General features: G+C 65.0%; 13 protein-coding genes and 1 pseudogene. 11 read left to right on the plus strand and 3 right to left on the minus strand.

Annotated elements, in window-relative coordinates; all coding sequences use genetic code 11:
- The first annotated feature begins 22 nt into the window (after positions 1 to 22).
- Complete coding sequence (locus RPS27_RS06750) at positions 23 to 1,636, plus strand: ABC-F family ATP-binding cassette domain-containing protein (RefSeq protein WP_211415933.1); 1,614 nt, start codon at positions 23 to 25, stop codon at positions 1,634 to 1,636.
- 186 nt (positions 1,637 to 1,822) lie between these two features.
- On the opposite strand, the gene RPS27_RS06755 is transcribed toward RPS27_RS06750, so the two are convergent.
- On the minus strand, positions 1,823 to 3,157 hold the full coding sequence (locus RPS27_RS06755; protein WP_211415934.1) for a dicarboxylate/amino acid:cation symporter: 1,335 nt from the start codon (positions 3,155 to 3,157) through the stop codon (positions 1,823 to 1,825).
- 140 nt (positions 3,158 to 3,297) lie between these two features.
- Here RPS27_RS06755 and RPS27_RS06760 point away from each other — a divergent pair, with 140 nt between their 5' ends.
- From RPS27_RS06760 to RPS27_RS06800, 9 genes are all read left to right on the plus strand, one after another.
- Complete coding sequence (locus tag RPS27_RS06760) at positions 3,298 to 4,617, plus strand: solute carrier family 23 protein (protein WP_211415935.1); 1,320 nt, start codon at positions 3,298 to 3,300, stop codon at positions 4,615 to 4,617.
- Positions 4,618 to 4,690: 73 nt separating this feature from the next.
- Positions 4,691 to 5,527 (plus strand): glucose 1-dehydrogenase, encoded by an 837-nt coding sequence (locus RPS27_RS06765; RefSeq protein ID WP_313753934.1) that lies wholly within the window; start codon positions 4,691 to 4,693, stop codon positions 5,525 to 5,527.
- 44 nt (positions 5,528 to 5,571) lie between these two features.
- On the plus strand, positions 5,572 to 6,393 hold the full coding sequence (locus tag RPS27_RS06770) for an NAD-dependent protein deacetylase (RefSeq protein ID WP_211415937.1): 822 nt from the start codon (positions 5,572 to 5,574) through the stop codon (positions 6,391 to 6,393).
- A 141-nt stretch (positions 6,394 to 6,534) separates the two neighbouring features.
- Positions 6,535 to 8,619: a hydantoinase/oxoprolinase family protein gene (locus tag RPS27_RS06775; protein WP_212069500.1), complete on the plus strand. Its 2,085-nt coding sequence runs from the start codon at positions 6,535 to 6,537 to the stop codon at positions 8,617 to 8,619.
- Between the two features lie 2 nt (positions 8,620 to 8,621).
- On the plus strand, positions 8,622 to 10,280 hold the full coding sequence (locus RPS27_RS06780) for a hydantoinase B/oxoprolinase family protein (RefSeq protein WP_211415939.1): 1,659 nt from the start codon (positions 8,622 to 8,624) through the stop codon (positions 10,278 to 10,280).
- A gap of 37 nt (positions 10,281 to 10,317) precedes the next feature.
- Complete coding sequence (locus RPS27_RS06785; protein WP_313753935.1) at positions 10,318 to 11,319, plus strand: TRAP transporter substrate-binding protein; 1,002 nt, start codon at positions 10,318 to 10,320, stop codon at positions 11,317 to 11,319.
- A 10-nt stretch (positions 11,320 to 11,329) separates the two neighbouring features.
- Positions 11,330 to 11,923, plus strand: coding sequence for a TRAP transporter small permease subunit (locus RPS27_RS06790; RefSeq protein ID WP_212069502.1), 594 nt, complete (start codon positions 11,330 to 11,332; stop codon positions 11,921 to 11,923).
- 31 nt (positions 11,924 to 11,954) lie between these two features.
- Positions 11,955 to 13,259 carry a TRAP transporter large permease gene (locus tag RPS27_RS06795; protein WP_212069504.1) on the plus strand — a complete coding sequence of 435 codons (1,305 nt, stop codon included), beginning with the start codon at positions 11,955 to 11,957 and terminating at the stop codon, positions 13,257 to 13,259.
- Between the two features lie 406 nt (positions 13,260 to 13,665).
- Positions 13,666 to 15,816: a methyl-accepting chemotaxis protein gene (locus tag RPS27_RS06800; RefSeq protein WP_212069505.1), complete on the plus strand. Its 2,151-nt coding sequence runs from the start codon at positions 13,666 to 13,668 to the stop codon at positions 15,814 to 15,816.
- A gap of 73 nt (positions 15,817 to 15,889) precedes the next feature.
- Here RPS27_RS06800 and RPS27_RS06805 read toward each other — a convergent pair whose 3' ends face one another.
- Positions 15,890 to 16,534 (minus strand): glutathione binding-like protein, encoded by a 645-nt coding sequence (locus RPS27_RS06805; protein WP_212069507.1) that lies wholly within the window; start codon positions 16,532 to 16,534, stop codon positions 15,890 to 15,892.
- Between the two features lie 103 nt (positions 16,535 to 16,637).
- Here RPS27_RS06805 and RPS27_RS06810 point away from each other — a divergent pair, with 103 nt between their 5' ends.
- Positions 16,638 to 17,282 (plus strand): TetR/AcrR family transcriptional regulator, encoded by a 645-nt coding sequence (locus tag RPS27_RS06810; RefSeq protein WP_212069509.1) that lies wholly within the window; start codon positions 16,638 to 16,640, stop codon positions 17,280 to 17,282.
- Between the two features lie 50 nt (positions 17,283 to 17,332).
- Here RPS27_RS06810 and RPS27_RS06815 read toward each other — a convergent pair.
- Positions 17,333 to 17,448 (minus strand): annotated as a pseudogene (locus RPS27_RS06815) (IS110 family transposase); the annotation flags it as partial.

The raw sequence follows: 17,448 nt of genomic DNA on the forward strand, positions 1-17,448 counted from the left end.
CGCCTTGCCCACGGGGAATTCCATGCCTGCTTCCATCATCCTGTCGAACCTGTCGCTGTCCACGCCTGACGGCCGTCCTCTTTTCTCCGACGTCGATCTGACATTTGCGGACGAGCGGACCGGTCTCGTCGGCCGCAATGGCGTCGGCAAGACGACGCTGCTTGCGTCGATCTCAGGGGAGCACCTTCCTCAGTCCGGACGCGTTCTGGTCAACGGCAGCATCGGCCTGCTGCGTCAGGACGTGCAATGGCCGGCAAGCGCGACCGTGGCCGATCTGTTCGGCGTGCGGCCGGCGCTCGAGCTGCAGCGCCGAGCCGAGCGGGGCGAGGCCTCCGCCGACGACATCGCTGCGATCGACTGGACACTCGATGCGCGGCTGGAGGCCGCGCTGGCGCGCCTCGGGTTCGCTTCCTCTCCCGACACCGAGCTGTCGTCCCTGTCCGGCGGCCAGATCACAAGGGTTCGGCTCGCGGCGTTGGTCTTTGCCGAGCCCGACTTCCTGCTGCTGGACGAGCCCACCAACAATCTCGACCAGGACGGACGCAAGGCCGTAATTGATCTGCTGGCAGCCTGGCGCGGCGGTGCGATCGTCGTCAGCCACGATCGGGACCTGCTCGACACCCTGGATGCGATTGTCGAGCTGACGTCACTCGGCGCCGCGCGCTACGGCGGCAATTGGAGCAGCTTTCGCGAACAGAAAGCCGTCGAGCTCGCCGCCGTCAGGCACGACCTCGCGCATGCCGAGAGGCGGCTGTCCGAGATCGACGGCAAGGCGCAGGAGGGCGCGGAGAAGAAGGCGCGCAAGGACAGCGGCGGCAGAAAGAAACGCGCCAAGGGCGACATGCCGCGCATCCTGGCCGGAGCGCGCAAGGATCGCAGCGAAGACACCGGGGGCAAGACTGCGCAGATCGCCGAGCGGCAGCGCGCAAACGCGCGCGAGGCCGTCGACGCGGCGCGCCGGCGCGTCGAGATCCTTCAGCCGCTTTCCGTCAAGCTGCCGGCGACGGGTCTGCCGGCGGGCAGGGAGGTGCTCTGGCTCGACGGCGTCAGTGCCGGCTACCTGCCGGAGCAGCCTATCTTGCGCGATCTCTCATTTGCGATCGTCGGGCCGGAGCGCGTCGCGCTGGTCGGGCCCAACGGCTCCGGCAAGACGACACTGCTGAAACTCGTCGCGGGCGAGCTGCGACCGCTTTCAGGCGTCGTACGGGTCAGGCCGGATCTCGCGCTGTTCGACCAGAGGGTCAGTCTGCTCGACCCAGGGCTCTCCATCCTGGACAATTTTCGGCGCCTCAATCCGGCAGCGGGTGCGAACGAGTGCCATGCCGCGCTGGCCCGGTTCATGTTTCGCGCCGATGCCGCCTTGCAAGGCGCCGGACGTTTGAGCGGCGGGCAAATGTTTCGCGCGGGGCTCGCTTGCGTGCTGGGCGGGCAGACGCCGCCGTCCCTCTTGATCCTGGACGAGCCGACCAATCATCTCGACCTCGAGTCCATCGAAGCCGTCGAAGCGGGATTGCGGGCCTATGACGGTGCGCTGCTCGTCGTCAGTCACGACGAAGCGTTCTTGCAGGCAATCGGGATCACGCGGCGGATCGATGTTGCCGGCAAGTTGCCGCGCATCGATGGCGGGATCATCTGACCCCGCCTGGCAGGTTTGAATTTGGCAGTGATTTTCAAAAACCCGACGCCCTGCCCCCAGCGCGTCGGGTGGAAAAAATGAGTATGAATTTCGTGATCCCAACCCGATTGTTGTGACGCCTGCCGCATCATTTTACTACTCCGGGAAACTACCGCGTCGGAACCTGGGGCTTCGCGGCGCGCTGGCCTATGAGGCCGTACTTCCACCCGGCTCCAGCGCCTCGCCGATCTCCAGCGGGTGGGCCATGGTCTCGTGCAGCGCCTCGCGGTCGAGCTCGCCTTCGGAGATGCTGATCACGACGCAGGCAACGCCGTTGCCGATCAGATTGGTCAGCGCGCGGCACTCGCTCATGAACTTGTCGATGCCGACCAGGATCGCGATGGACTGGATCGGGATGTCAGGCACGATCGAGAGCGTCGCCGCGAGCGTGATGAAGCCGGCGCCGGTCACGCCCGAGGCGCCTTTCGAGGTGATCATGGCGATGCCCAGGATGCCGAGCTCCTGCCAGATGGTCAGATGGGTGTTGGTCGCCTGCGCCAGGAACAGCGTCGCCAGCGTCATGTAGATGTTGGTGCCGTCGAGGTTGAAGCTGTAGCCGGTCGGGATCACGAGGCCGACCACCGAGCGCGAGGCGCCGAGATGCTCCATCTTCTGGATCATCTGCGGCAGCACCGTCTCCGAGGACGAGGTGCCGAGCACGATCAGGAGCTCGTCCTTGATGTAGGCGATGAAGCGCAGGATCGAGAAACCGGCGAGCCGGGCGATCGCGCCCAGCACGATCAGCACGAACAGGATGCTCGTGAGATAGAACGTGCCGATCAGCGCGGCGAGGTTGAGCAGCGAGCCGAGGCCATAGGCGCCGACGGTGAACGCCATCGCGCCGAAGGCGCCGATCGGCGCGACACGCACGATGATTCGGATGATGCCGAAGAACATCTTCGCGGCCTTGTCGATCGCATCCGCAATGGGTTCGCCGGCCTTGCCGAGGAAGGCGATGGCGAAGCCAGAGAGGATCGAGATCAGCAACACCTGCAACAGGTCGCCGCGGGCGATCGCGCCCAGATAGCTGTCGGGGATGATCGCCATCAGATGGGCGACGATGCCCTCTTCCTTCGCCTTGGTGACGTAGGTCGCCACCGATTTCGGATCGATCGTGGCGGGATCGATATTGAAGCCGTGGCCCGGCTGGAGGATTTCGCCGACCAGCAGGCCGACGGCGAGCGCGACCGTCGAGACCGCTTCGAAATAGATCAGCGACTTCAGCCCGACCCGGCCGACGCGTTTGAGGTCGCCCATCGAGGAAATGCCGTGCACGACGGTGCAGAAGATGACAGGCGCGATCATCATCTTGATCAGCGCGATGAAGCCGTCGCCGAGCGGCTTCAGAGCCTTGCCGAGATCGGGATAGACATAGCCGATGAGCACGCCGAGCGCGATCGCGATCAGGACCTGGACGTAGAGGATCTTGTACCAGGGTTGGTGCCGGCGGAGGACGGCTGGCTGGATCGCGACTTGTGTCATAAAGTGTGCCCTGAACGCATTGATGGTGCAGGATTCGGCTTGTGCATGACCTGCACCATGTGATGGCCGCCGCAGAAGTGACAATCACATTTTTGTCGGATCGCACGAAGATCGATCGCTGCACCGCAATTGGGGGGAACATGGCGACTGCAACCGGCTCCGGCCAGCAAACGCCGGGCTATTTTCCGCGCTGGAAACTCAGGACCTCGGGCGTGATCATGCCGGAGGAGCGGCTGTCATGGGGGCAGACAATCGTCTCCGGTCTGCAGCATTGCGTCGCGATGTCCGGCTCGACGATCATCGCCCCGCTGCTGATGGGGTTCGATCCCAACGTTGCGGTCCTGTTCTCGGGCATCGGCACGCTGATCTTCTTCGTCATCGTCGCCGGGCGCGTGCCGAGCTATCTCGGCTCGAGCTTCGCCTTCATCGCCGTCGTTATCGCCGCCACCGGTTATGCCGGGCAGGGGGCGAATCCCAATATTTCGGTTGCGCTCGGCGGCATCGTTGGCGCCGGCGTGCTCTACGGCGTGATCGCGCTGATCGTGATGTGGTCCGGTGTCGGCTGGATCGAGCGGCTGCTGCCGCCGGCTGTCACCGGCGCCGTGGTCGCCGCGATCGGCCTCAACCTCGCACCCGTCGCGGTCAAGGCGGTGAGCGCCAATACGTTCGACACGGCAATCGGGCTCGCGACCGTGCTCGTCATCGGCGTGGTCGCCGTCGCAGCCCCTGGCCTGTGGCGCAGGCTGCCGATCATCCTCGGCGCGATCGGCGGATATTTTTTGTATCTGCTGTTCGCGAACGGTCTCGGCTTCGGCAAGCCGATCGACTTCACCCAGCTTTCGGCCGCGCCGTGGTTCGGCCTGCCGAACTTCACAACGCCGACGTTCCAGGCCGACGCCATCTTCCTGATCGCGCCGGTCGCCGTCATTCTGGTTGCCGAGAACCTCGGCCACATCAAGGCCGTCGGCGCCATGACGGGCCGCAGTCTCGATGCCTATCTCGGCCGCGCCTTGTTCGCCGACAGCCTGGCGACCATCGTCGCGGCCTGCGGCGGCGGCACGGGCGTCACCACCTATGCCGAGAATATCGGCGTCATGGCCGCGACCAAGGTCTATTCGACATTGCTGTTCGCCTTCGCTGCCATCGTGTCGATCCTGCTCGGCTTCTCGCCGAAATTCGGCGCGCTGATCCTGTCGATCCCGGGCCCCGTCATCGGCGGCCTCTCGATCGTGCTGTTCGGACTGATCGCGGCGATGGCGGGCCGGATCTGGGTCGAGAATAAGGTCGACTTTGCAAATCCTGCAAACCTGATCACCGTCGCCGTGGCGTTGACCGCGGGCGCCGGCGATCTCACGCTCAAATTCGGTGCGTTCACGATCGGCGGGATCGGCACCGCAACCTTCGGCGCGATCATCCTCTATCAGATCCTGACCTCGCCACTCGCGCGCCGCGCGGAATGAATCCCAGGGATGCACTGAAGGGATGGAACAAAAGGCGCTTTCCGTCGATGATGAGGCATTCCGGAGAGAACCCATGCCGCAACCCGATCGCTCGACTTCGTTTCCCTCGCGCCTCGTCGGCCAATACGCGCTGGTGACCGGCGCCTCACAAGGCATCGGCCGCGCGGTTGCCGTCAGGCTTGCCCAGGAGGGTGCAACGGTCGCCATCAATTATTTCGAGCACGAGGAGCGGGCCGAGGAGACGCGCGCGCTTGCGCGCGCCGCTTCGCGCGATCGCGGTCACGGCGAGCCCGATCATTGCATCGTCAAGGCCAATGTCGGCAGCGAGCAGGACATCGCCGCGATGTTCGAGACGGTCCTGTCGCGCTTCAAGCGCCCCGACTGTCTCGTCAACAATGCCGGCTTTCAGAAGGAATCGCCGAGCGAGGCGCTCGACGTCGAAACCTATCGCCGGATCATCGACGTCAACCTGAACGGCGCCGTGCTCTGCGCGCAGAAGGCTCTTGCGCATTTCGTCAAGCGCGGCGGAGGCGGCAGCATCATCAACTGCTCCAGCGTCCACCAGATCATTCCGAAGCCCGGCTATCTCGCCTATTCGATCAGCAAGGGCGGCATGGCCAATCTGACCCGTACGCTGGCGCTGGAGTTCGCCGGCCGTGGTATTCGCGTCAACGCGGTGGGGCCCGGCGCGATCGACACGCCGATCAATGAAGCCTGGACCGGCGATCCGGAGAAACGCGGCGTCGTCACCTCCCACATTCCCATGGGACGCGTCGGCACGCCGGAGGAGATCGCCGCCGTCTTCGCCTTCCTCGCCTCCCATGATGCGAGCTACATCACCGGACAGACCCTCTATGCCTGCGGAGGCCTGACGCTATTCCCGGAGTTTCGCGAGAACTGGGCGAGCTAGGACGTGATCTGGCAAAACCGCCCGGCGCAGCCTACATCTGCCTCATGGCAAACGCTCCGCTGGCAACCCCTCCGCTCCAGGATTTCATCGATCGGCACGACAAGCTGTTCGTGCTGACCGGCGCCGGCTGCAGCACCAATTCGGGCATCCCCGATTATCGCGACAGCAATGGCAATTGGAAGCGGACCCAGCCGGTCAACTTCCAGTCCTTCATGTCGGACGAGCTTACGCGCCAGCGCTATTGGGCCCGCAGCCTGATCGGCTGGCGGCGGTTCGGCCAGGCGAAGCCGAACGACGCGCATCACGCGCTGGCGCGGCTCGAGGCGAGCGGGCGCTGCGAGATGTTGCTGACCCAGAACGTCGACCGGCTGCATCAATCCGCCGGCCACCGCCAGGTGATCGATTTGCACGGACGGCTCGACCTGGTCCGCTGCATGGGCTGCGGGGCGAAGACGCCGCGGAGCGAATTCCAGGATGCGCTCGGCCGCGCCAATGCGGAATGGCTGACGCTCGATGCCGCCGATGCGCCCGATGGCGACGCCGATCTGGAGCACGCGGAGTTCTCGTCGTTCACGGTCCCTGCTTGCGAAGCCTGCGGCGGCATCCTCAAGCCCGACGTCGTGTTCTTCGGCGAGAACGTCCCGCGCGACATCGTCGCGACCGCGCAGGACCATCTGTCGCAGGCCGATGCCATGCTGATCGTCGGCTCGTCGCTGATGGTCTATTCCGGATTCCGCTTCGTAAAGGCTGCCGCGCAGCGCAACATTCCGATTGCGGCGGTCAATCTCGGCCGCACCCGCGCCGACGATCTCCTGACGCTCAAGGTCGAGGAGCGCTGCGAGGCGGCGCTTGCATTCCTGCTCTGATCGCGCAGGCTGCGAACACGCCTTGCCTATTGCATAGGTGCCGCGCAAAATAGCCGGGCACGGCGTTGCCGGCATGCCTCATGGCACGGGAATTGCTGCGCTTTCAGCCACAGTCTAGACGATCAGCACGGAGAATTTGGAATGCTTGAGGGAGCCGAGGTGCGGCTTGCCGTCGATATCGGTGGCACGTTCACCGACATCGTGCTGGACGTGGGCGAGGCGCGCAAGACGCGCAAGCTGCTGACGACGCCGCAGCGGCCCGAGCAGGCGGTGCTGGACGGCATGCGTCTCATTCTTGCCGACGCGCGCGCCCATATCAGCGACATCGACGTCTTCATTCACGGCACGACGCTCGCGACCAACGCGATCATCGAGCGCCGCGGTGCCAGGACGGCCCTGATCGCGACCGACGGCTTCCGCGACGTGCTCGATATCGGCACCGAAAGCCGCTACGACCAGTACGATCTCGGCATCGACAAGCCGAGGCCGCTGGCGCCGCGTTCCCTGCGTTTCACCGTGCCCGAGCGTGTCGACGCCCATGGCGCCGTCCGCCTCCCGCTGGACGAGGCCGCAGTGCGCGCACTCGCGCCAAGATTGCGCGAGCTGGGCGTCGAGAGCGTCGCGATCGCCTTCCTGCACTCCTACGCCAATCCCGAGCACGAGCGCCGCACCGCCGCGATCCTGGCCGAGGAGATGCCCGGCATCTCCGTGACCGTGTCCTCCGCCGTCTGTCCCGAGATCCGTGAGTATGAGCGCACATCGACTGCGGTCGCGAATGCCTATGTGCAACCGCTGATCGACGGTTATCTCGCCCGCATGGCCGACGCCTTGCAGGTCGAGCAGTTCCGCGGAGCGATCTACCTCGTTACCTCGGGCGGAGGCGTCACCTCGATCGAGACGGCGCGGCGTTTTCCGGTGCGTCTCGTCGAATCCGGTCCCGCCGGCGGCGCGATCTTCGCGGCGCAGATCGCGGCAAGGCTTGGCGAGAGCAAGGTGCTGTCCTTCGACATGGGCGGCACCACCGCAAAGATCTGTCTGATCGAGAAGTATCAGCCCGAGACCTCGCGCGTGTTCGAGGTCGATCGCGCCGCGCGCTTCCTCAAGGGCTCCGGTCTGCCGGTGCGTATTCCCGTGATCGAGATGGTCGAGATCGGCGCCGGCGGCGGCTCGATCGCGCATGTTGACGCCATGAAGCGCGTCACGGTCGGCCCGGAGAGCGCCTCGTCGGAGCCGGGCCCCGCCTGCTACGGTCGCGGCGGCCAGCGTCCGGCGGTGACCGATGCGGACGTTGCGCTGGGCATGATCGATCCCGATGCGTTCGCCGCCGGCACGATCAAGCTCGACCCCGAGCTGTCGAAGCGAGCGCTGCTGCGTGACGTCGGCGAGCCGCTCGGCCTGTCCGCGGAAACCGCGGCCTATGCCGTGCACGAAGTCGTCTGCGAGAACATGGCGAGTGCGGCGCGCGTCCACGCGGTCGAGCGCGGTGAGATCGTCGGCCAGCACACCTTGATCGCGTTCGGCGGTGCCGCGCCGCTGCATGCGGCGCGCGTTGCCGAGAAGATCGGCGTCTCCCGGGTGATCGTGCCGTCGAATGCTGGCGTCGGCTCGGCCGTCGGCTTCCTGGCCGCTCCCATCGCCTATGAGCTGGTGCGCAGCCGTCATGTCCGGCTCGACGATTTCGACACCGAGGGGGTCTCCGACCTCTTGCAGGAGATGGTGACCGAAGCGCGCGCCTTGGTCGAACCTGGTGCTGCCGGTGCGCCGGTACGCGAGCGCCGTGCCGCCTTCATGCGCTACGTCGGCCAGGGTCATGAGATCTCCGTCGAGCTGCCGAACCGGCGGCTGACGGCAGCCGATCTCGCGGGCCTCCGCCAGAAGTTCGAGGCGGACTATTCCGCGATGTTCGAGCGGGCCATTCCAGGCGCGGCGATCGAAGTCTTGAGTTGGTCGGTGCTGGCGACCACCGAGGCGCGCAATCCGCCGGCCGTTGCTTCCGTCGCGCGCAAGCCCGCGGCCAAGGCGTCGGGCAGCCGGAAGTTCTTCGACGGCCGCGCCGGCGAGGTCATCGAGATCCCGCTCTATCGCCGCGAGGACATGGCGCCCGGCGCGACCATTGCGGGACCCGCCGTGATCGCGGAGGACGAAACATCTACTTTTGTCTCGACCAGTTTCGACGCGCATATCGACGGTGCCGGCAGCATCGTCATGGAACGAAAGGCGGCCTGATCATGAGCAAGGCAAATGGCGCGAGCCTGATCGACCTTCAGATCATGTGGCACCGACTGATCGCCGTGGTCGAGGAACAGGCGCAGGTGCTGCTGCGCACCGCCTTCAGCCCGATCGTGCGCGAATGCGGCGATCTCTCGGCCGGCGTGTTCGACCTCAAGGGGCGCATGCTGGCGCAGGCGGTGACGGGCACGCCCGGTCACGTCAACTCGATGGCGGAATCGGTCAAGCACTTCATCAATCATTTTCCGCTGGAGACGATGAAGGAGGGTGATGCCTACATCACCAACGACCCCTGGATGGGCACCGGCCACCTCAACGATTTCGTCGTCACCACGCCCTGCTTCAAGGACGGCAAGCCGGTGGCGCTGTTCTCCTGCACCAGCCATCTCATGGACATCGGCGGCATCGGCTTCGGCCCTGACGCCACCGACGTGTTCATGGAGGGGCTTTACATCCCCATGCTGAAGCTGATCGACCAGGGCGTCGTCAACGAGACGCTGATGGCGATGATCCGCACCAACACGCGCCTGCCGATCGACACCGAGGGCGACACCTATTCGCTCGCCGGCTGCAACGACGTCGGCTGCGAGCGCCTGGTCGAGATGATGACCGAGTTCGGCATCGACACGCTCGACGAGCTCGGCGACTACATCTGCGATCGCTCGCGCGAGGCGGTGCTGGCCGAGATCGCAAAGCTGCCGAAGGGCAGCTGGCGCAACACGATGGTCGTCGACGGTTATGATGCCCCGGTGACGCTGGCGGCGACGCTGACGATCTCGGACGACGGCATCCACGTCGATTTCGACGGCACGTCCGCCGCCTCGAAATTCGGCATCAACGTGCCGCTGTCCTACACCACCGCCTACACCGTGTTCGGCCTCGGCTGCGTCGTCGCCTCGCAGATTCCGAACAATGCCGGCTCGCTCTCGCCGCTGACGGTCTCGGCGCCGGCAGGTGCGATCCTCAATGCGCCAAAGCCGGCGCCCGTGGCCTCGCGCCACATCATCGGCCAGATGCTGCCCGACGTGGTGTTCGGCTGCCTGCGCCAGATCATTCCGGAGCGCGTGCCGGCGGAAGGCACCTCCTGCCTGTGGAATCTCAACGTCCGCGGCCAGACCCGTTCCGGCGTCGGCGGCAATTACGGATTCTCGATGGCGGTGACGTCCAATGGCGGCACCGGCGCGCGCTTCGGCAAGGACGGCCTGTCAGCCACCGCTTATCCAAGCGGCGTGCGCGGCACGCCGGTCGAAATCGCGGAGACGCAGACGCCATTGATCTTCTGGCGCAAGGAGCTGCGTCCGGATTCCGGCGGGGCAGGGCGCACCCGCGGCGGCCTCGGCCAGATCATCGAGGTCGGCAGCGGCGTCGATGCGCCGTTCGACATCCTCGCGGCCTTCGATCGCATCGATCATCCGCCGCGCGGACGCGATGGCGGCAAGAATGGCGAAGCCGGCTATGTCGGCCTCAAGTCCGGCAAGAAGCTACGCGGCAAGGGCTTTCAGCAGGTGCCGCCGGACGACCGCCTCGTGGTGCTGACGCCCGGCGGCGCCGGCATCGGTGCGCCGACCGAGCGCGATCGCGCGGCGGTCAAGAACGATATCGAAAGCGGACTCGTGTCCGCGGACAATGCTGTTGCAGTTTATGGATACGCGCGCTGACGGTGTCAGTGCACGTGGTAACAAACGGAGGGGCTCGATGATCACGCGACGGAATTTCACCGCGGGCGCAGCGACGCTGCTCGCCGCCGGCCACATCTCGACCCGCGCGCGGGCGGCGACGACGAGCTGGGATATGTCGACGGTCTGGCCCGACGGCAATTTCCACACCCAGAACGCGATGGCCTTCGCGGAGGAGGTGAAGAAGCAGACGGGCGGCGCGGTCGCGATCACCGTGAAGGCCGGCGGCCAGCTCGGCTTCAAGGGGCCGGAGCATCTGCGCGCGGTGCGCGACGGCCTGGTGCCGCTTGCCGACGTCCTCAACATCCAGCAGATCGGTGACGAGCCCTTCATGGGCGTCGAGAGCATTCCGTTCCTCTGCGGCTCCGTGGACGAGCTGAAGGTGCTGCACAAATATGTGCGGCCCGAATACGAGAAGATCGCCGCGCGCAACAACCAGAAGATCCTCTACATCGTGCCGTGGCCGACGCAGTATCTGCACCTCAAGGCCAAGGTCGCCGACGTCGAGGGCCTGAAGAACATCAAGATCCGCGTGCCCGACAAGAATGCGGTGGACATGCTGAATGCGATCGGCATGGCGGCGGTGATGATCCCCTGGGGCGAGACGATCCCCGCGCTCGCCTCGGGCGCCGTATCGGGCGTCTCCACTTCGTCGGTATCAGGTGTCGACGGCAAGTTCTGGGAATTCCTGAAATATGTCTACCCGACCAACCACGTCTGGTCGTCGCAGATGCTCACCGTCAATCTCGATTCCTGGAAGGCACTTCTCGCGGACCAGCAGAAGCTCGTGACGGATATCGCCGCGAAGATGGAGCCGGGCTTCTGGGCGAACTCGCTCAAGGCCGACGTCGACAGCCTCAACCGCCTCAAGGAGGGCGGCATGGAGGTGGTGCCGGTCTCTGACGCGATGATGAAGGACATCCGCGCCAAGACCGCGCCGCAGCTGGACGCCTTCCTCAAGCGCGTGCCGGCGGCCGACAAGCCGGTGCGGGCCTATCTCGCCGACATGAAGCGCGGCTGAGGGCGGCGTCGTGGTGAGCGTTTCGCCCGAAGCACCACAGAGCCTCAACGCAGCGGCGCCCGCGCCGTTGCGCATCCTGCTCGACGGCATCGATCGTCTCGGCCGGCTCGACGGCTGGATCGGCGGCGGCTGCCTGTTGATGCTGACGCTGCTGATGCTGTGCGAGGTCGCGACGCGATTCCTGTCGAACTTCCTGCCGTTCTTTCCGCCGAGCATCTCGATCGCCTGGGAGTATTCCTCCTATCTGATGGCGGCGTCGTTCACCTTCGGCGCCGCCATGACCTTGCGGGTCGGCGGCCACATCCGCGTCGTGCTGCTCCTGAAGAACGCCCCAGTGGCGGTGCAGCGCGGGCTCGAGATCCTCTCGGCCGCGGCCGGCTTCGCCTTCATGGCCTTCCTGACATCGTCGATGGCGAAGTTCGCCTTTGCCGCGTACACGCGCGGCCAGGTTTCGACCTCGAGCGATACGCCGCTGTGGTTTCCGCAAGCCGTCGTCACCTTCGGCATGCTGCTGCTCACGCTGCAGTTCCTGGCGCGGGCGATCCAGGCCGTGCTCGGCCTGCCGCTGGAAGATCACCGCATGAAGGCCTCGCCCGTCGAATGACCGCCTTGCCCGCTCCCGGATTTAGGATCGCATGACCATCGAAGTCGTTGCCCTGTTCGCGATCCTGTTTGCGCTGCTGGCCTGCGGCGTGTGGATCGGCCTGACGCTTGCGCTCACCGCGACGCTGCTGCTCGCGATGTTCCGGTCGATCCCGCTCGACAAGCTGCTGCCGCAATACGCCTGGAACATCCTGACCACGCAGGAGCTGCTGGCGCTGCCGCTGTTCATCCTGATGGGTGAGCTCTTGTTCCGCACCCGCCTGTCGCGCTCGCTGTTCCAGGGGCTGGCGCCCTGGGCCGGGCTGCTGCCGGGCCGTCTTCTGCATGTCAACGTGATCGGCTGCACCATCTTCGCGGCGATCTCGGGCTCGTCGGCCGCGACCACGCAGGTGATCGGCCGCATGTCGCTCAACGAGCTGTTGCGCCGCGGCTATTCCCGCGACATCGCGATCGGCTCGCTCGCCGGCGCCGGCACGCTGGGCTTCCTGATTCCGCCGTCCAACATCATGATCATCTACGGCGTGCTCGGCGACGTCTCGATTCTCAAGCTGTTCACGGCCGGCGTGCTGCCTGGGTTCCTGCTCGCCGCGAGCTTCATGGCCTGGGTGATGCTGCACACCAGCCTCAAGCCCGCGATGGTGCCGGAGACCGAGGCAAAACTCTCGCAGGTGCCGTGGGGCGAGCGCTTCGCCGCGCTGAAGGATCTCGCGCCCGCGCTGTTCCTGATCGCCTGTGTGCTCGGCTCGATGTATGGCGGGCTCGCCACGCCGTCGGAAGCCGCCGCCGTCGGCGTGCTCGGCGCGGCGCTGGTGGCCTGGGCGCAGGGCGCGATGTCGCAGCAGGTGATGCGCGACGTCTTGATCGGCTCGGTCGTCACCTGCTCGATGATCGCGCTGATCGTGCTCGGGGCCTCGATCCTCGGCAACGCCGCGGCCTTCCTCGGCATTCCCCAGGCGGTCGCCGCCTTCGTCAAGGGGCTCGGCCTGTCGCCCTTCATGCTGATCGTCGTGCTGGTCATCTTCTACCTCGTCCTCGGCTGCTTCCTCGACGGCTTCTCGATGATCGTGATGACGCTGCCGATCGTGCTGCCCATCGTGAAGGGTGCGGGCTTCGACGAGATCTGGTTCGGCGTCTTCCTGGTGCTCGCCGTCGAGATGGCGCAGATCACCCCGCCGGTCGGCTTCAACCTGTTCGTGATCCAGGGCCTGACGGACGACGGCCTCGGCTACATCGCGCGCGTCACGATGCCCTATCTGATGATCATGATCGGTTTCGTGCTGCTGCTGACATTGTGGCCCGGAATCGTCACGGTCCTGCCGCGGGTGCTGTACGGGTAATTAGCTCCTGGAGCAGCAGCGTAAGAACGCTGCAGAGCGTCCGGGACATGAGTGACGCGCCGTAGCTACGCTTCGTCTTGTCGCTGACGCCGCGGCACGGCATCGTCACGATTTTACCGCGCGTGCCCTGCGGCTAGCTGCGAACGAGAAGCGGCTGCAATGTTCATGCGATCAGAGTTGCGACGCGCGATCGCGAATGCATGTGACACTGCAGGATCATCTCGACCATCCAGCGGTTGCCGTGGTTCTGCGGTCTCCCGCATGAGATGCGCTTTTGCCGAAAACCGTGCGACAAAATGATTTCATTGTTCGGCTCGCTGCTCGGTCTTTAGGCAAATTAAATCCTTTCGGCGCTTACCTGAAGTTCACAGGTTCGATTTTTGCGAATGCCACGTTGGAGGCTCCCATGCGGACCAATCTTCCGGTCACGACCACCGAATATCCCATTACCGACGAAGCCCTCATCGTCTCGCGCACCGATACGAAAGGGAAACTGACCTACTTCAACGATCAGTTCGTCGAGGCCTCCGGGTTTACCGAGGCGGAGTTGATGGGGCAGCCTCACAACATCATCCGCCATCCGGATATGCCGCCAGCGGCCTTCGAAAATCTGTGGGCCACGCTCCAGCAAGGAAAGCCCTGGTCGGGCGCCGTCAAGAATCGGCGCAAGAACGGCGACTTCTATTGGGTGCTGGCGACGGCCTCTCCCATTCGACAGAACGGACAGATCGTCGGATACAGCTCCATCCGCACCAAGCTGCCCGCCGACCAGCGCGCCGAAGCCGAGCAGGTGTATGCGAAGATCCGGGAGAACAAGCCGCACGACTATAGGCTGGACGCCGGCATGCTCCGCAGACGTTCGTTCAGCGATCGGTTGGCCATCTTCACGGGCACGCTGAATGCGCGCCTGGTGACGCTCGTCGCCATCCTCTCGCTGTTCCTGCTCGTGATCGGCGTCATGGGCTTGCAGGGGACACGCCAAAGCAATTCGCGGCTGCAATCGATTTACGAGGACCGCGCGGTGCCGCTGGCACAGCTCTTCGAAATCAATGACCGGATGAGAGACAACACGGTGCTGCTATTCGAGGCGGCCGCCAATGGACGCGCCGGAAAGCCGGTCGAAGGAATCACTGCCAAGGTGAACGCCAATTTGGAGAAGGTCGGGAAGGCCTGGGGCGACTACATGGCGACCTACCTGACGCCGGAAGAAAAAGGTGTTGCCGACAGCTTCACGCCCAAGCGCGTGAAATATGTCGAGCAAGGGCTGAAGCCGGCGCTGTCGCTCGCTGCCGAGCGAAAGTACGAGGAGCTCGCCGCCGTGCTGGCCGGGCAGGCGCGCGAGCTGTACGAGGCGGCGAAAGCCGATCTCGACAAGCTCGTGGCGATCCAGGTCAAGGAAGCCAAGGCCGAATACGACGCGGCCGAACACGAATATGGCTGGCTGGTCGGCGCGGCGCTTGCCCTCCTGGTGACGAGCATCGCCATCGGCGGGCTCGTGAGCCGGCAAACCATCCGTGCCATCGTCCGCCCGCTTCAGCGCCTGAACGATGCGATGCTCAGCATCAATCAGGGCAAGCTCGACAACCGCATCGTCGTCGAAAGAGACGACGAGCTCGGCGTTGCCTTGCGAAACCTGCAGACGCTACAGGCCATCGTTCGATTCGACCGCGACGAGCTGAAGGCGACCGAGAAGAGGTCAGCGACCCAGCGCAAGCTGGAGATGATCAAGCTCGCCGGCAATTTCGAGAGCGCGGTGGGCGAGATCATCGAAACCGTCTCGTCGGCCTCGACGGAGCTGGAGGCCTCGGCGAACACGCTGACCTCGACCGCGGAGCGCGGCGAGAAGCTCGCGACGATGGTCGCGGCGGCTTCCGAGGAAGCCTCGACCAACGTGCAGTCCGTCGCGAGCGCGACGGAGGAGTTGTCATCCTCCGTCAACGAGATCGGCCGGCAGGTCCAGGAATCCGCGCGAATGGCCAATGAGGCGGTCGAGCAGGCGCGCATCACCGATCAGAAGGTCGGTGAGCTATCCAAGGCTGCGGCGCGGATCGGCGACGTGGTCGAGCTCATCACCACGATCGCTGGTCAGACCAATCTGCTCGCATTGAACGCAACGATCGAGGCTGCGCGGGCCGGCGAAGCCGGCCGCGGCTTTGCCGTCGTCGCCTCCGAGGTGAAGGCCCTGGCCGAGCAGACCGCCAAGGCCACCGGCGAGATCTCCCAGCAGATTTCCGGCATTCAGAGCGCGACCCAGGACTCGGTCAACGCCATCAAGATGATCGGAAGCACGATCAAGTCCTTGTCGGAGATCTCGTCGACCATTGCGGCGGCTGTCGAGGAGCAGGGCGCGGCGACCCAGGAGATCGCACGCAACGTGCAGCAGGCCGCTCAAGGCACCCACGAGGTCTCGTCGAACATCACGGACGTCCAGCGTGGCGCGACCGAAACCGGCTCGGCCTCGTCCCAGGTTCTCAATGCGGCGCAAGCGCTTTCAAGCGACAGCGAGCGGTTGCGGACGGAGGTCGGTCGCTTCCTTGATGGTGTCAGGGCGGCCTAGGCGAATTCGACAGCAAGTCGTTGTCCCCTCGTGGGAACAACGACTTGAATGACAGCGCAACGTTCAGTCCGGCCTATGCCGCCGCCTTCTTGCGCGCGAGCTCGGCCTTGTACAGCTCGAACTCTTCCGCAATCGCTTTCGCGACCGAGGGCCGCTGGCGCAGACGCTCGTAATAGGCCTTCACGTTCGGCCATTTCGCAAGCTCGATCGGCGGCGTCGCCATGGTCCAGTTGATGACGGTGACGAGATAGGCGTCCGCCACGCTGAAATGGTCGAGCAGGAAGTCGCGCCCCTTCAGGTAATTGTCGAGATAGTCGAGCCGCGACAGGTTCTTCTCCAGCGCATAGGCCTTGGTTTCCTGCGGCGCCTTGCGATCGAGCACGGGAATGAACAGGCCCTTGTGCAGCTCGGTGCCGATGAAGCACAGCCATTGGTGCAGGCGCGTGCGGTCGATGCCCTCTGCTGCGCCGATCCCGGATTGCGCGAAGCGGTCGGCGACGTATTGCAGGATCGCCGCATTCTCCGTCAGGACCACGCCCTCGTCGGTGCGCAGCGTCGGCACCAGGCCAAGCGGATTGACGGCGCGGAAGTCCGAGCCGTCGCTCAGCACTTTCTTGGTCGCCGGGTCGACCTCGAGATAATTCGCCCCGGCGCCGGCTTCATACAGCGCGACGCGGGTCGCCATGGAACAGGCGAGCGGCGAGAAATAGAGATCCATCTGTAGCCTCCTTGGGCAATTCTTGAGGTTTCGCTCAACCTGGCCAGATTGATTTTTGTACTGTCTTGCATAATATAGGGTCGGTCAAGGATTATTTTGCGAAATGGTACAAAAATCGAAGCCGCCAGCTGCTGCCAATGAGCCCAAGCGCCGCGGTCGGCCGCGCGCTTACGAGCCGGAGGTCGCGCTCGGCAAGGCGCTCGACCTGTTTCGCAGGCAGGGCTTTGCCGCGACCTCGCTCGACGACCTCAGCGAGGCCACCGGCATGAACCGCCCGAGCCTCTATGGCGCCTTCGGGGACAAGCGCGAGCTCTACATCAAGAGCTATCAGCGCTACCGCGAGGAAGCGCGGGCCTCCATGGCTGCGATCTTTCGCGAGGAGATGCCGGTGCGCCAGCGGCTGGAGCGCATCTTCGCCTCCGCGCTGAGCATCTATCTGTCCGGCGAGACCGGTCCGCGCGGCTGCTTCACGGTGGTGACCGCGGCGTCGGAAGCCGTTGGTGATCCCGAGATCCGCGCCATGGTGCTCGACGGGCTCAGCGAACTCGACAAGGCCTTTGCGAGCTGCTTCCGCCGCGCCAAGGAGAAGGGCGAATTGCCGGAGAGCGCCGATCCAGCCGTGCTGGCCCAGATCGCATCAGCCACCGTCCACACCATCGCCATCCGCTCGCGCGCCCGCGTTCCCCGCAACGAGCTGGAAGCAATCGTCAAGGGCGCGATCGACGTGATGGTGGGAGCCAAGGAGTAGGCTGTCGTCCCGGACAAGCGCAGCGAAGCGGAGCCCAGATCCGGCAACTGTTATGTTGGTCTGGTGTACAGGTACGGCTTTCGATCGCGCATGATGGCGTTGAGGACCGTCAACAGCTTCCTGGCAACGGCAATGAGAGCGAGCTTGGCAGGTTTACCGGCCTGTC

The sequence above is a fragment of the Bradyrhizobium sp. WYCCWR 12699 genome, from assembly GCF_032144035.1.
GTDB lineage: Bacteria > Pseudomonadota > Alphaproteobacteria > Rhizobiales > Xanthobacteraceae > Bradyrhizobium.

Coding starts and splice junctions, on each gene's coding strand:
- RPS27_RS06805 (WP_212069507.1), bottom strand. CDS start 16,534: ATGGATCTCTATTTCTCGCCGCTCGCCTGTTCCATGGCGACCCGCGTC.
- RPS27_RS06780 (WP_211415939.1), top strand. CDS start 8,622: ATGAGCAAGGCAAATGGCGCGAGCCTGATCGACCTTCAGATCATGTGG.
- RPS27_RS06750 (WP_211415933.1), top strand. CDS start 23: ATGCCTGCTTCCATCATCCTGTCGAACCTGTCGCTGTCCACGCCTGAC.
- RPS27_RS06765 (WP_313753934.1), top strand. CDS start 4,691: ATGCCGCAACCCGATCGCTCGACTTCGTTTCCCTCGCGCCTCGTCGGC.
- RPS27_RS06770 (WP_211415937.1), top strand. CDS start 5,572: ATGGCAAACGCTCCGCTGGCAACCCCTCCGCTCCAGGATTTCATCGAT.
- RPS27_RS06775 (WP_212069500.1), top strand. CDS start 6,535: ATGCTTGAGGGAGCCGAGGTGCGGCTTGCCGTCGATATCGGTGGCACG.
- RPS27_RS06795 (WP_212069504.1), top strand. CDS start 11,955: ATGACCATCGAAGTCGTTGCCCTGTTCGCGATCCTGTTTGCGCTGCTG.
- RPS27_RS06800 (WP_212069505.1), top strand. CDS start 13,666: ATGCGGACCAATCTTCCGGTCACGACCACCGAATATCCCATTACCGAC.
- RPS27_RS06760 (WP_211415935.1), top strand. CDS start 3,298: ATGGCGACTGCAACCGGCTCCGGCCAGCAAACGCCGGGCTATTTTCCG.
- RPS27_RS06755 (WP_211415934.1), bottom strand. CDS start 3,157: ATGACACAAGTCGCGATCCAGCCAGCCGTCCTCCGCCGGCACCAACCC.
- RPS27_RS06810 (WP_212069509.1), top strand. CDS start 16,638: ATGGTACAAAAATCGAAGCCGCCAGCTGCTGCCAATGAGCCCAAGCGC.
- RPS27_RS06785 (WP_313753935.1), top strand. CDS start 10,318: ATGATCACGCGACGGAATTTCACCGCGGGCGCAGCGACGCTGCTCGCC.